This is a genomic window from Paenibacillus sp. J22R56 (assembly GCF_056269375.1).
Genome location: NZ_JBWDNV010000008.1, coordinates 58,732 through 71,971, shown reverse-complemented (window position 1 = coordinate 71,971; position 13,240 = coordinate 58,732). Strand labels below are relative to the sequence as shown.

At 44.6% G+C, this 13,240-nt stretch carries 13 protein-coding genes; 11 read left to right on the top strand and 2 right to left on the bottom strand.

What is annotated here, in order from left to right; genetic code table 11:
- Nucleotides 1-21: 21 nt before the first annotated feature.
- From ctaD to AC0YNT_RS19350, 10 genes are all read left to right on the top strand, one after another.
- Nucleotides 22-1,866 (top strand): cytochrome c oxidase subunit I, encoded by a 1,845-nt coding sequence (gene ctaD / locus AC0YNT_RS19395; RefSeq protein WP_167279518.1) that lies wholly within the window; start codon nucleotides 22-24, stop codon nucleotides 1,864-1,866.
- On the top strand, nucleotides 1,863-2,480 hold the full coding sequence (locus AC0YNT_RS19390) for a cytochrome (ubi)quinol oxidase subunit III (RefSeq protein ID WP_475806114.1): 618 nt from the start codon (nucleotides 1,863-1,865) through the stop codon (nucleotides 2,478-2,480). The genes ctaD and AC0YNT_RS19390 overlap by 4 nt, the downstream gene beginning before the upstream one ends.
- A 3-nt stretch (nucleotides 2,481-2,483) precedes the next feature.
- Nucleotides 2,484-2,807, top strand: a complete 324-nt coding sequence (locus tag AC0YNT_RS19385; RefSeq protein ID WP_475806113.1) for a cytochrome C oxidase subunit IV family protein — start codon at nucleotides 2,484-2,486, stop codon at nucleotides 2,805-2,807.
- A gap of 83 nt (nucleotides 2,808-2,890) precedes the next feature.
- Nucleotides 2,891-3,823 (top strand): cytochrome c oxidase assembly factor CtaG, encoded by a 933-nt coding sequence (gene ctaG / locus AC0YNT_RS19380; RefSeq protein WP_475806112.1) that lies wholly within the window; start codon nucleotides 2,891-2,893, stop codon nucleotides 3,821-3,823.
- A gap of 182 nt (nucleotides 3,824-4,005) precedes the next feature.
- Nucleotides 4,006-4,467 (top strand): DUF420 domain-containing protein, encoded by a 462-nt coding sequence (locus tag AC0YNT_RS19375; RefSeq protein WP_475806111.1) that lies wholly within the window; start codon nucleotides 4,006-4,008, stop codon nucleotides 4,465-4,467.
- 171 nt (nucleotides 4,468-4,638) lie between these two features.
- Nucleotides 4,639-5,373, top strand: a complete 735-nt coding sequence (locus AC0YNT_RS19370; protein ID WP_475806110.1) for a hypothetical protein — start codon at nucleotides 4,639-4,641, stop codon at nucleotides 5,371-5,373.
- 18 nt (nucleotides 5,374-5,391) lie between these two features.
- On the top strand, nucleotides 5,392-5,781 hold the full coding sequence (locus AC0YNT_RS19365) for a GntR family transcriptional regulator (protein ID WP_475806109.1): 390 nt from the start codon (nucleotides 5,392-5,394) through the stop codon (nucleotides 5,779-5,781).
- Nucleotides 5,782-5,784: 3 nt separating this feature from the next.
- On the top strand, nucleotides 5,785-6,684 hold the full coding sequence (locus tag AC0YNT_RS19360) for an ABC transporter ATP-binding protein (protein WP_475806108.1): 900 nt from the start codon (nucleotides 5,785-5,787) through the stop codon (nucleotides 6,682-6,684).
- A gap of 88 nt (nucleotides 6,685-6,772) precedes the next feature.
- Complete coding sequence (locus tag AC0YNT_RS19355) at nucleotides 6,773-7,678, top strand: ABC transporter ATP-binding protein (protein ID WP_475806107.1); 906 nt, start codon at nucleotides 6,773-6,775, stop codon at nucleotides 7,676-7,678.
- A complete protein-coding gene (locus tag AC0YNT_RS19350; protein ID WP_475806106.1) occupies nucleotides 7,671-8,972 on the top strand; it encodes an ABC transporter permease in 1,302 nt (433 codons plus the stop codon). The genes AC0YNT_RS19355 and AC0YNT_RS19350 overlap by 8 nt, the downstream gene beginning before the upstream one ends.
- Before the next feature lie 300 nt (nucleotides 8,973-9,272).
- On the opposite strand, the gene AC0YNT_RS19345 is transcribed toward AC0YNT_RS19350, so the two are convergent.
- Nucleotides 9,273-10,148: a helix-turn-helix domain-containing protein gene (locus AC0YNT_RS19345; protein ID WP_475806105.1), complete on the bottom strand. Its 876-nt coding sequence runs from the start codon at nucleotides 10,146-10,148 to the stop codon at nucleotides 9,273-9,275.
- Between the two features lie 189 nt (nucleotides 10,149-10,337).
- Between AC0YNT_RS19345 and AC0YNT_RS19340 the strand changes: the two genes are divergently transcribed.
- Nucleotides 10,338-12,149, top strand: a complete 1,812-nt coding sequence (locus tag AC0YNT_RS19340; RefSeq protein ID WP_475806104.1) for a beta-L-arabinofuranosidase domain-containing protein — start codon at nucleotides 10,338-10,340, stop codon at nucleotides 12,147-12,149.
- Nucleotides 12,150-12,207: 58 nt separating this feature from the next.
- On the opposite strand, the gene AC0YNT_RS19335 is transcribed toward AC0YNT_RS19340, so the two are convergent.
- A complete protein-coding gene (locus AC0YNT_RS19335; RefSeq protein ID WP_475806103.1) occupies nucleotides 12,208-13,107 on the bottom strand; it encodes an AraC family transcriptional regulator in 900 nt (299 codons plus the stop codon).
- Between the last annotated feature and the right edge of the window lie 133 nt (nucleotides 13,108-13,240).

The following is a 13,240-nucleotide window of genomic DNA, read 5'->3' as shown; positions in this document are numbered from 1 at the left end:
GTTAAACGTTACTCCGGCCTGATGGACTGGCTGACAACGGTTGACCACAAAAAAATCGGTATTTTGTATTTAATCGCCGGAGGTTTTTTCTTCCTTGTCGGCGGTTTGGAAGCGCTACTTATTCGGATTCAACTATGGAAGCCGCTTAATGATTTCGTTAGTGCGGATACATATAACGAGCTGCTTACGATGCATGGTACAACAATGATCTTCCTAGCGGCGATGCCAGTCATCTTCGCTTTGATGAATGCGATCGTGCCGCTGCAGATTGGCGCACGTGACGTTGCGTACCCATTCGTAAACGCAATTGGTTTTTGGACATTCTTTTTTGGAGCAGTACTTCTGAATGTAAGCTGGTTTACTGGCGCAGCACCAGATGGTGGCTGGACAGCTTATGCTCCGCTCTCGGGCTCTACTTTCAACGGCGACCACGGTATGGACTATTACGTACTTGGTTTGCAGATCGCCGGTATTGGTACACTTGTTGGTGGTATTAACTTCTTGGTAACGATTATTAATATGCGTGCTCCAGGAATGACCTTCATGCGTATGCCGATGTTTACATGGTCGGTATTCATTACTTCGGCACTGATCTTGTTCGCATTCCCAGCTCTTACAGTTGGCCTTGCGGCTCTCATGTTCGACCGCGTATTTGATGCAAACTTCTTTGATCCTTCAGGCGGCGGTAACGCAGTCCTCTGGGAGCATATTTTCTGGATCTTCGGGCATCCTGAGGTTTATATCCTCATCCTGCCGGCCTTCGGTGTTATTTCCGAGGTTGTCAGCACATTCTCACGTAAACGGTTGTTCGGTTACAGCTCGATGGTATTCGCAACCATCCTGATCGGCTTCCTTGGCTTCATGGTATGGGCGCATCACATGTTCACAACAGGTCTTGGACCAGTTGCGAACGGCTTGTTCTCCATTGCAACAATGCTGATCGCTGTACCTACTGGTATCAAGATCTTTAACTGGCTGTTCACCCTTTGGGGCGGCTCGATTAAATTCACAGCAGCGAACCTGTTCGCTGTTGGCTTTATCCCAACATTCGTAATGGGTGGTGTAACCGGCGTTATGCTGGCTGCTGCTCCTGCGGACTTCCAGTACCATGATTCATACTTCGTAGTTGCGCATTTCCACTACGTTATCGTAGGCGGACTTGTACTTGGTCTATTCTCAGGCTTGCACTACTGGTGGCCTAAGATGTTTGGCCGCATGTTGAATGAAGGTCTTGCAAAGCTGACGTTCTGGACATTCTTTATCGGCTTCCACTTAACGTTCTTCATCCAGCATTTCCTTGGTCTGATGGGTATGCCTCGCCGGATCTGGACTTATCTGGACGGACTTGGCTTCAACGAAATGAACATGATTAGTACAGTTGGCGCAATGCTGATGGGTCTTGGTACAATTTTCTTCCTTCTGAACGTCGTTATTACTGCATTCAAACCTAAGAACGCAGCAAACGATCCTTGGGAAGATGGACGTACTTTGGAATGGACGATTCCTTCGCCAGCTCCAGAATACAACTTCAAGCAAACTCCGCTTGTTCGCGGTTATGATGCATACTGGAAAGAAAAAATGGACGGTCATACGGAAATGACGCCGGCTGAGCCGATTGGTTCAATCCATATGCCATCCCCATCTATTCTGCCTTTGTTCATGGCGATTGGCTTGTTTATTACAGGTCTTGGTCTTATGTACTCCCATGGCGAATGGGGTAAAATTGCTGGTATTGAAGCAGGATTTGTAGTAGGCGGTATTGGTTTGATCATTACATTCGCATGTATGATTATCCGCTCGCTGATCGACGATCATGGCTTCCATATCGAACCAGAAGAACTGCAAGATAAGGGGGTAAAAGCATGAGTGCACATTCCCATACTGAAGGCCAATTGCCTCATGAGCCTGAAAAAGCAACCCTCGAGGGTCGCAATAAGATTCTTGGTTTCTGGTTATTCCTTGGTGCGGAAACGGTATTGTTCGGAACGCTGTTCTCAGCGTTCCTGGCACTTCGCGATCAAGTGCTGGATGGACCAACATCGCAAGAGCTGTTCGAGCTTCCGCTCGTTGCGCTTGCAACAGGCTTGCTCTTAACATCCAGCTTGACGAGCGTATTCGCTACACAAGCACTGCACATGCAAAAGGTTAAAGCGATGATCGGCTGGCTGATCATTACCGTAATTCTTGGTCTTGGTTTCCTTGGTCTTGAGATTTATGAGTTCTCGAACTATGTACACGAAGGCCATGGCTTTACAACGAGTGCATTCAGTTCCTCGTTCTACACGCTGGTTGGCTTCCACGGCGCTCACGTAGCGTTTGGTATCGTGTGGATCTCGCTTATTATCGGGCAATTGTTGAAGAAAGGCCTAACGGTTACGACTGCTCCAAAAGCTTACGTGGCCGGCATTTACTGGCACTTTATCGACGTTGTCTGGGTATTTATCTTCACCGTCGTTTACCTGATGGGAAAGGTGGGCTAATCCATGGCAAGCAATCTCTCCAACACCACGGAGGAAGAACGTCCGGTACGCCATAAGGTCGAAGGACCTAAGAAACACATCATTTCCTTTATCTTCTCAATCCTGCTGACACTGATCGCTTTTGCGGCAGTTGCCGGCGGTGAGATTAACAAAGACTTCATCTACATCATTCTTATCGGCTGCGCAATCTTGCAAGTCTTTGTACAGATGGCGTTCTGGATGCATATGAAGGATCGCGGTCACACTTTCGCGATAATCGGTATTTTGTTCGGCGTATTCGTCGTATTCACTTGTGTTATCATGGCCGAGTATTGGGCTTGGTGGTAACATTAACGCATAATTGAAAAGAGGAGGGTTCCCAGTTTTCGGGTCCCTCCTCTTTTGCAGATATTTGAAAGGAGCTGTCATCAATGCTAGGCTTACAGTATTTCAGCTTTGAAGAGTTGTGGACCCCATGGTTTATGTTCTTCATGATCGCCGTTGTAATTCTCTACTTCTATCTGATCGGACCATGGCGAGAGAAGCATGCACCACAGGAAGATAAGGCAACGATGTGGCAAAAGATCATGTTCGTAGCTGCAGCAATCATGTTCTACCTTGTTCAAGGAGGACCTTTCAACTTGATGGGTCACATGATGTTTACGTTTCATATGATTGATATGTCTGTCTCTTATTTGATTGTGCCGCCTATGCTGCTTCTCTCGATTCCCAGCTACATCTGGCAGCGAATGTTTGCTGCTCAAAGCTGGAAGAAGCTCAGTTTTATGATGCATCCAATCGCTTCTATTCTGACTTTTAATATGCTGTTCTCGATGTACCATGTACCGCTTATCAATGACTATGTGATGACGCATTTTTGGCTTCACAGACTTGTTTATCTCATCTTATTAGTTGCTGCCATGCTAATGTGGGCTCAGATTGCGAACCCTGTTCCTGCATGGAATAGACTGACTGATCTGAAGAAGATGGCTTACGTATTTGCGAACGGTGTATTACTCACACCTGCATGTGCCTTTATTATTTTCGCCAGCACTCCGATGTATGCGGTGTATAGTGATCCCGATACTTGGGTGAAGGCGATGGGGTATTGCGTAACCGGTGATCCATCCGTGCTGCTTGACAAGTTTGCTGGTCCACAGTTCTTTAATCTTCTTACAACTCCACAAGAGGATCAACAGCTTGGCGGTATCGTTATGAAGCTGTTGCAAGAGTTCATGTACGGCGTTATTTTGGCCTATATCTTCTTCCATTGGTTCAAACGTGAGCATAAGGATGACGATGTAACAAATGTGACAAATGAAGCGCCAATTGAGTTACCCAACTTGAACAAAGGCACGGTATAATAGAGCATAGCAGATGTGATAATTCTTTAAGCGTATGCTTTCGATGTAAGAATCATCACGAATAGTCTAGTCCTAGACTTTCGTGTGATAATTCTTTAAGCGTATGCTTTCGATGTAAGAATCATCACGAATAGTCTAGTCCTAGACTTTCGTGTGATAATTCTTTTTAGGTGGGATAACCATTGGACAAGTACACACTTTTTCCTACGATCAGTACGAGCTTTATCGTCATAAGCGCGATTCTGGTCGCGATCGGCTGGAATCTGGCAATTAAACGGAAGCTCGATCAACATAAGAAGGTGATGATTGCAGCGGCTATTGCTGCGATTATATTCTTCATTATCTATTCATCTCGGACGATTATTGTCGGTAATACCGAATGGGGTGGACCGGATAATCTGAAGCCCTATTACTTAACCTTCCTGATCTTCCACATCGTCCTTGCTACGGTTGCGGCTGGGTTCGGTATAACAACACTTGTGCTAGGTTTTAACAGCAAGTTTGCGAAGCACAGGAAATGGGGAAGAGTCACTTCGGTGATTTGGTTCTTTACCGCAATAACTGGTGTTGCCGTGTACATCTTGCTTTATATGATGTATCCAGGCGGTCATACCAAACCGATGATTGATGCGATTTTTGGTTAAGAGAAAGCTAAAAAAAGAATGCCTGTCTCTCAATGTGAGAGATGGGCATTCTTTTTTAAAATCGTTAGATGTAGTTTTGGTAATTTCTGTTGACTCTTAACCTTTCTGTAAGTATACTGTGCTTATGGATATACACAGTATAATGACTGTGCTTCGGAAGGAGAGGGGCATTTGAATACTCGGCAAGGAGCCTGGCATATTGCGAAACATGAGCTAAGCAGAGATTGGATTGGAATCGTGTTTACCGTTTTATTTTGCTTATATCTCTCTTTGATCACTACTGCAGTATACAACGATGAGGATGGTGCGAAAGCACTGCCATGGATACTGGATACTGTCTTCATCGTAACGTTTCCAAGTCTCGGATTTGTTATGAATCGAACAACGATGAAGTTCTGGAAGGAAGACACCTTCACAGGTAAGCTGGCGGAGTGGAGGACACTGCCAATTCCACTCTCTCATCTGGTAATAGGCAGATTGATGCAGCTGGTTATTGTGCTGACTGTGGTGCTTACGGTATTTTTCACCATTCAATATGTACTCGTTGACCGTCTGCATGATCAAATTTCCATTGGTGCGTATCTCTTATTCGTTTTATTTTGGTACTTCTATGCGTTATCGATGGCAGTTACTTATGTATATTGGGAAATTGGACATACGGGAAAAGCATACGCGTTGTTCTGTTATATCAGTGTTGTGGTGTTTGCATTGATCTGTCTGGTGATTGGAATTGCAAAAGTTAACATTGTGCTAGGTCTTCTTAATGAGCTTGAAGAGGGGCATTGGTGGTATACGGCAGCAGCTTTCCTTGTTTGCATCATCACTTTGTTTACAGGATTTAAGATTATCAAAAGGCGGCTTAAGCATCGTCATTATATAAATAAGAAAATATCGATGAGCTCTTGATTGGAAGAGGGTGAAGCTGTGTGGCTGCCAATTCATATTAACGAACAAAGTGCGGAACCGCTCTATTACCAGATTGAAGTGCAACTAAGAGCACTGATCGTAAGCGGGCAGCTGGAAGAAGGAACTTTATTACCCTCTATACGGGAGCTTGCGCAGCTGCTCAAATGCAGTGTCATTACCGTACGGCGTGTCTATCAGGATCTTGAGAACGAAGGACTGCTTCGAACAAAACAAGGAACCGGAACTTATGTAGCCCGTATCGAACAAAATGCGATGGACCGCTTCCGGCTGGATTCTGTTATTGAAGGAATAGAGTCAGCTATTGATGCTGGTAAGCTTGTGCAATGTACGAAGGAAGAGCTGATGCAGCTATTCCAAGAGATACTTGAGCGAAAATATAGGGGGTAGAAGATGACGGACCATGCGATAAGTTTGACGGATGTGGAGCTCAGACGCCAGCATTTTCAACTGGGACCTATTCACCTTGAAGTACCGAGAGGTTATGTGACCGCCATTGTAGGACCAAATGGTTCGGGCAAAAGCTCGACGTTCCGGCTGATCCTCGATCTATTAAAACCTGATAATGGGGACATTATGCTGCTCGGTGAGAGCATCGCAAGTGAGGAGGATTGGCAAACGAAGGGGAAGGTTGGTTATTTGCCGGAGATGTTCTCCCAGCATGATGATAAAGTTAAAGCTTCCTTTAAAACAGATTTTGTGAAGAAGTGGTACCCGAACTGGGATGTGAATCGGTATCAGGAGCTGCTTAGGCTGTTTGAGGTAGATGACGGTATCAAGCTGGGCAGGATGTCTAAAGGAATGCGGCGCAAATACGAATTGGCCTTAGTATTGTCTCATCATCCTGAACTGCTGCTTCTTGATGAGCCGTCCTCTGGGCTTGATCCGCTGGCGTGGCGCACGATGATCGATGTGCTGCACCGCTATATGGAGCCAGGTGACCGTACGATCTTGATGGCTTCTCATATTATTGAAGAAGTTAAGCGGCTCGCCGATTATATCGTATTTATGATTCATGGGCGGGTGCTTGGTGTATACGAGAAGGATGAGTTGTTCGGCAGCTGGCATGCTTTCTATATGCAAGGTGATCGTAAAATTGCAGAAACGATGCCGGGACAATGTGGAATTGAGCAAGCGGGTGGCGGCATGCTGCGAGTAATTACGCGGCAGGCGCCAGAGGCAGAAGCGTGGTGCGAGAGGGAAGCCATTACAATCTCACATCGGCAGGCGCTGCAACTAGATGATATTTTAGCTGTATTGGTAGAGCAGGAACGGACGAGGCTCCGATCATAGTCTTGCTAAAGCTTTCGAAGTAAGAATCATCACAAACAGCTAGTCTTAGCTGTTTGTGTGATAATTCTTTTTAGGAGGAATAGAAAAGATGAAGCCATTAGTAGTAGACCAGGTGCATAAACAGTATGGAGATAAAAAAGCGGTCAATGGAATTAGTTTTCAGGTTGAAGAAGGAGAAATTTATGGATTGCTGGGAGCGAATGGTGCCGGCAAAACAACCACGATGCGGATGGTACTGGGACTGATTTATCCGGACGAAGGTAAGATTTTGTACAATGGAAAACCATATACGAAAGAGCAGCTCCGCATGCTTGGTTATTTGCCGGAAGAGCGCGGGTTATACCCACGGGTGAAGGTGAGCGACCAATTGATCTACCTTGCGCAGCTGCGCGGGATGTCGAAACATGATGCTGACGCTAATCTGAAGCAATGGCTTGATCGATTCGAAGTGCCGGAATATTACGGAAAAAGAATCGAGGAGCTGTCCAAAGGCAATCAGCAGAAGATCCAGTTTATCGCTTCTGTTATTCATCGTCCTCGAATCGTTATTTTGGATGAAGCCTTCAGCGGTCTTGATCCGGTGAATGTTGAATTGCTCAAGTCCACGGTTAAGGAGCTTCGGAATTCCGGAACATCGATGCTGTTCTCGACTCACCGTATGGAGCATGTGGAAGAGCTGTGCCGGAACATTACAATTCTTCATCACTCGAATCCAGTTCTGCAAGGCAGTATAAGAGAGATTAAGAAACGTTATCCTCGGGAAAAAGTCATCCTGCGAACGGAAGATGAAGTAACAGGCCTTGAAGGAATCAGCGGAGTTACAGGTGTAAAAAAGCATGAATACGGCTATGAAGTAGGCATTGTGGATGAAGCAGCTGCAGCGAATATTTTACGTCATACGCTTGAACAGACGATTGTTAATAAGTTCGAAATTATGGAGCCAACGTTAAACGAAATCTTTATTAAAGCGGTAGGTGGTGATTTGCATGAATAGTTTCTGGACAGTAGCTGGCTTTACAATGAAGAACAAGTTTAAAGGGAAGTCTTTTTTAATTACGACTTTAATCTTTGTTGTTATCTTATCCATTGGTGCTAACTTGCCTTATATTATTTCGTTGTTTGATAAAAGCAGCGGTAAAGCGACAAATATCGGTTATGCGATAGATGCTAGAGCAATAGAAGGAACGAAGATTGCGGAGCAGCTTAGAGAAACCTATGCAGGTCAGGAGAAACCGGCTATTAAGTTGATCGAATTCCCGGACGCAGGCTCGACCGAGCAAAATGAGAAAGTTTTGAGAGAAGCAGTCGCAGATAAGAGCATAAAAGGCTACCTCGTGTTCAGTTCAGTTAACGAGTCTGGTCTGCCTGACCTTACTTATAAATCCGAGAAAGAACTGAGTGATAAGACCAGACAGTCTCTTGAACAAGGCATTCAAGTCGTGAAGACAGAGATGGTGCTCAAAGACAGCGGGTTAACCGAAGAACAGAAGACAATGCTGCTCAGCCCGGTTGTTATTAATGCTCTGCAAATTACGGCAGATGGTGCAAGTACAGGCAAGACCGAAGCCCAGAAAGGGGTCGATATCGGTTTTGTAACCTTCTTGTTGATGTTATTGTTCTTCGGAATTATGATTTCGGGACAAATGATCGCCTCCGAAATTACAGCTGAGAAAAGTTCGCGTGTCATGGAGATCATCGTAACAAGTGTATCGCCGCTTAAGCAGATGTTTGGTAAAATATTCGGCATATTCGTCGTAGGGCTGACACAAATCCTGGCTTATGTTGTTGTCGTAATCATTAACATCAACTTGCCGCATAATAACTCGGCATTCCAACAATATGACATCGACTTGTCGAAAGTAGATCCGACTCTGCTCGTATATGGCTTGTTATTCTATGTATTGGGCTTCTTGGTCTACGCATGCTTATTCGCTGCAGTAGGCTCGATCGTCAGCCGCACCGAGGATTTGGGGCAGGCGGTTATGCCGATCACATTGCTGTCGCTTGCCGGCTTTTATATCACGACGTTCAGTATTTCAACTCCGGATACGATGCTAGTAAAGGTAACCTCGTTTATCCCGTTCTTCTCGCCATTCGTTATGCTGCTGCGAGTGGGACTCACAAGCCCGCCAATCTGGCAGGTGCTCGTATCGATTGCAATCCTGGTTGTAAGTATATACGCAGCAGGCTGGCTGTCGGCGAAGATCTACCGGACCGGCGTACTTCTGTACGGTAAACGGCCGAGCTGGAAAGAATTGAGAAAAGCGATGCGGGCTTATAAAGTTTAAAAGCAAAAACGGTTGAAACTACTAAGAGATGAGTAATATCTACGATTGAGACCGATTATATTACCCTTTGAGACATTTATACAAACAAATGAGACAGAAAATATATTTCCCAGTTGGATCAGTCTTTGGTCCTGCTGGGTTTTTATTTTACTTACAACGTATATAACGTTAGATTCGTGATCAAACCATTCTTGGCATTTCATTACCTAGATGAAGACGAAGAAATAATGTTGTTTGACACCATAAATACGAAGGCTAAGGGAATTGGGATCTCTTTAAGTAAATACCTTCACCGAATGTTTATTTTCTATAGATCCGGCTCATGTATTCCGATGGCGAGCAACCCATGATCTTACGAAACACTCTACTGAAATAAAATGGGTTTTTAAATCCAAGCAAATCACTGATTTCCGAAACATTGCGCTCGGAATCTTTCATAAGTCCGATTGCTTTGTTCATGAATAGTCGGGCGTTGTACCCGTGAATTGTAGATCCTGTTTTCAGTTTGAAGATTTCGCACAGATAGCTGTAATTCATATCGAGACTAGCCGCAAGTTCCTTGGAGTTGATCTCATAATTATTCTTGTTCCCCAGATAATCGATAATTCGCAGAACCGTACGGTCGGATTTGGTTGGCGGGTGTTCTTTCATAGATTCTTGATATAGCTTTAAATACAGCTCCATGGTTTGCAAGCTCAGGGAAAGTGCCCGAAAGGGATCGGAGGAATGAAATAATTGAATAAGAGCATCCAGTTTATTTTCCAATATTTTAGTTTGAGATAGCGCTCCATGTTTGGGCAGCGCAATGAACTTTCGATAATCTTCTTGCACATCCATGACGGTAGGGGAGGCAAACAGCTTATTACTATTCAAATCATGCAACGTATCCCAATCCCAATTTAAATGACCGAAAAAATGAATCCAATACCAGGATGTGCCTGCAGGCGTTTTTGGCTCCCCCCAGTGAGACATTCCACTTTTTAAAAAGAGGAACTGCCCTTTTTTAATGATATACTCCAACCCTTCTTCCCATACTTCCATCTGGCCCTCGGCGACAAAGAGAAAAACATCAAAGTCGAGCATTCGACTCGGGTGTGTGTACAGGTTATTTGTCGTGTGAAATCCAAATTCTTTGATTTTAAGTATCTGATCAAAGCGTAAAATAACTTCGTGCACATGAAAAATCCCCTTCATTTTGATGCGGTATCGCTAATTGTAAGATGCCCCTCGTACTTTGTCTATAACTTTGTTAAACCCAAATATAATATATGTAATCCAAATGGAGGGAATTCAAAGCGTGGACTTTCCCCTTTAAAATAGGGGGGTGCAAGAAGTATAGACAATCGCGAAAAAGAGGGGGAATCAATGATGTTCGTCAATTTTAAACTTGATGAAGTCAAGCTTACTGACCAAACATTTGCTTATCGAAGAGCACTCGTAAAAACGTATATATCTGAATTTAACGTGGATCGCCTTATGCATAATTTTAAGATCAATGCGGCTATCCCGTCGAATGCTGAACCCTTAGGTGGCTGGGAAGACGGCGAGTGCGGTCTGAGAGGTCATTTTGTGGGACATTTCCTCTCAGCTTGTGCAAAATTAGCTTTTGCCGATCAGGACGGACTGTTAAAAAGCAAGGCATCCGCGATAGTTGACATGATGGAATTATGCGCCAAACCAAGCGGATATCTGAGCGCGTTCGAAGAAGAAAAGCTGGATATCTTAGAGTTTGAGGAAAATAGAAATGTATGGGCGCCTTATTATACCCTACACAAAATAATGCAGGGTTTAGTCGACTGTTATTACTATTTGGGTAACACCAAGTCATTGCATCTTGCTGTTAACTTAGCCCTTTATGTTTATCAGCGATTCGAGAAGCTCTCTTATTGGAAAATCGATGGAATTCTCCGCTGTACAAAATTGAATCCGGTGAATGAATTCGGGGGGATAGGAGATACGATCTATACTTTATATGATTTGACAGGGGATGATCGGCTGTTCGAGCTGGCTAACAAGTTCGACAGGATGTACTTTGTTGATAGGCTTGAAGCCGGACACGACATCCTTGAAGATCTTCACGCCAATACGCATCTTCCCATGGTCATTGCAGCTATGCATCGGTTTTCGATCAGTGGTGAAACGAAATACAAAGAAATGGCCATAAATTTTTATCAATTTTTGCAAGGAAGGACCTTCGCCAACGGTAATAGCAGCTCCAAGGCTACTGCTTATATTCAAGGTAGTGTCTCTGAGAAATCAGAGCATTGGGGAGGCTTCGGTAAGCTTGGGGATGCTTTAACTGGCGGCGAAAGCGAAAGTTGCTGTGCTCATAATACGGAGAAAATTTTGGAGCGATTGCTTGAATGGTCCGGGGCGGTTGAATATCTGGATCATCTGGAGACGCTGAAATATAATTCCGTCTTGAACAGTGCAAGTGCGAAAACGGGCCTCTCACAGTACCATCAGCCTCTTGGCAATTGTGCGATTAAGAAATTTAGTGAGCCATATGATTCTTTCTGGTGTTGTACCGCGTCCGGAATTGATGCGATGAGCGAACTTCAAAAAAACATCTGGTTTAAAAACGAAGGCACGATCTTGCTTAATGCTTTTATTTCTTCTACGGTTATTTGGAGAGAGCAGAAAGCGGTTATCTCACAAACTAGCGAATTTCCTAACAATCTAACTTCTAGGCTCGTCATCGAAGTTACGGAACCTACGTCATTTAAACTGTTGCTGAAAAGACAAGCCATTAAAGGGATTAAAATCAATGGCACGCCTATCGATGTAATGGAGGACAACGGTTATATCATCGTAGAGCATACCTATAATAATCGCGATTTCATCGATATTGATATCCATGCAGCCCTGAAACTGGTTCCACTTCAGGGCTCCGAAGATATTTCGGCAGTAATGTACGGCAATATTCTACTTGCTCAGGTTGGCCATCAACGACTACAAGAGGATATCACCGACTCTAACCTCCTCGAGAAATTCATTGAGCTTCCAACGGTGGATTTGGCTTTTTCCGTAGAAGGGCATCGGGAGATGAAATTCATTCCGCTGTATCGAGTAGAGGAAGAAGAATACACGGTTTATAGGGATTGGACGGGGCAAGCAATGCAGCATGGTCGTTTTTCTAATGCGATAGACGGCAGTTCGGCTTACAAGAAAGAATAAAACGTAAAAACGTTAAAAAATCGATGCTGTGCCTTCTCCAAGAGATAAAATGTTCGCTTTAGTCAGCCGTTTTGGGAATTTGAGCAGAACGCGATAGGCGATACCGGCTTGCCGGCATTCCATAGTTTATTTTGAAAGCCGAGCAAAATTGCTCTAGAGACGAATATCCGACCGTTTCTGCGATATGGCTGATTGTCATGGTCGTCGTGGTAAGAAAATGGGCAGCTGCGCTTAACCTGGCCATGTTACGCTTTTGGGTAAACGTCATGCCGTAAAATTGTTTGATCGTTCTTTCCGTTTGTCTAACGCTTAAGCCCAATGTGCTCGCAAGCGCTTGTACGGTAATGAAGCGATATTGAGACAGAAAGCCGTGTTCGATGGTGGCCAGTCGATTGTCGTCCGGCGTTTGCAGCGGTGTCGGCGAGACGGAGACGGCCGTCTGGTCCCCCATATAATTCCGTATGAGCTTGATGACAATCTGTTCGAGAATGGTGCCCACATACCGGTGATATCCGATGGACTTGGAAGTCGTTTCGAATGAAAGCTGTTCGAACAGCGCCATCAAGTTTTGCGAATCTTGGCCGAACCAGAATGGAGTTTGCGCGAATGTTTCGGTCATGATATCAAGTTCCCGATCCCGAGTAGGCTCGTGATCCAGCAGCTCGAAGCAAATACAGTATTCCGACATAGGATCCGATAGATTCGTGATCTGCTCATGGACGACATCAGGGCCTGTCATAAACAAGGTGCCGGGGATGATCGGATAACTGTGGCCGTTTGCAATCAACGTTCCTTGCCCGAGAGGAATAAAATGCATTTCATAGCTTCGTTTGCTATGGAGGTGTTCCGGAAAAGAACGATAAAAAATGCCCAACTTGATATAGAGCACATTCAGTGCAAGCCCGCCGACTGTGATCTTCAGATTCGTATTTTCCAAGTGGATCGGCGGTAAATTCATGTTCCATTCGCTCCTCAGATCAATTATGTTCCCATTATAACAGATCTGTGAATTTGCGACATTTAGAGCGAGGATCTGTCGTTCTAGTGAATGCCGCTTTATATGAGGCGGTCGTTATAATAAAGGTCAAACG

Bases quoted from the DNA above. Each gene is read 5' to 3' on its own strand.
- AC0YNT_RS19355 (WP_475806107.1), top strand. From the start codon at position 6,773: ATGAAGCCATTAGTAGTAGACCAGGTGCATAAACAGTATGGAGATAAA.
- ctaD (WP_167279518.1), top strand. From the start codon at position 22: ATGGACTGGCTGACAACGGTTGACCACAAAAAAATCGGTATTTTGTAT.
- ctaG (WP_475806112.1), top strand. From the start codon at position 2,891: ATGCTAGGCTTACAGTATTTCAGCTTTGAAGAGTTGTGGACCCCATGG.
- AC0YNT_RS19340 (WP_475806104.1), top strand. From the start codon at position 10,338: ATGATGTTCGTCAATTTTAAACTTGATGAAGTCAAGCTTACTGACCAA.
- AC0YNT_RS19335 (WP_475806103.1), bottom strand. From the start codon at position 13,107: ATGAATTTACCGCCGATCCACTTGGAAAATACGAATCTGAAGATCACA.
- AC0YNT_RS19360 (WP_475806108.1), top strand. From the start codon at position 5,785: ATGACGGACCATGCGATAAGTTTGACGGATGTGGAGCTCAGACGCCAG.
- AC0YNT_RS19350 (WP_475806106.1), top strand. From the start codon at position 7,671: ATGAATAGTTTCTGGACAGTAGCTGGCTTTACAATGAAGAACAAGTTT.
- AC0YNT_RS19385 (WP_475806113.1), top strand. From the start codon at position 2,484: ATGGCAAGCAATCTCTCCAACACCACGGAGGAAGAACGTCCGGTACGC.
- AC0YNT_RS19390 (WP_475806114.1), top strand. From the start codon at position 1,863: ATGAGTGCACATTCCCATACTGAAGGCCAATTGCCTCATGAGCCTGAA.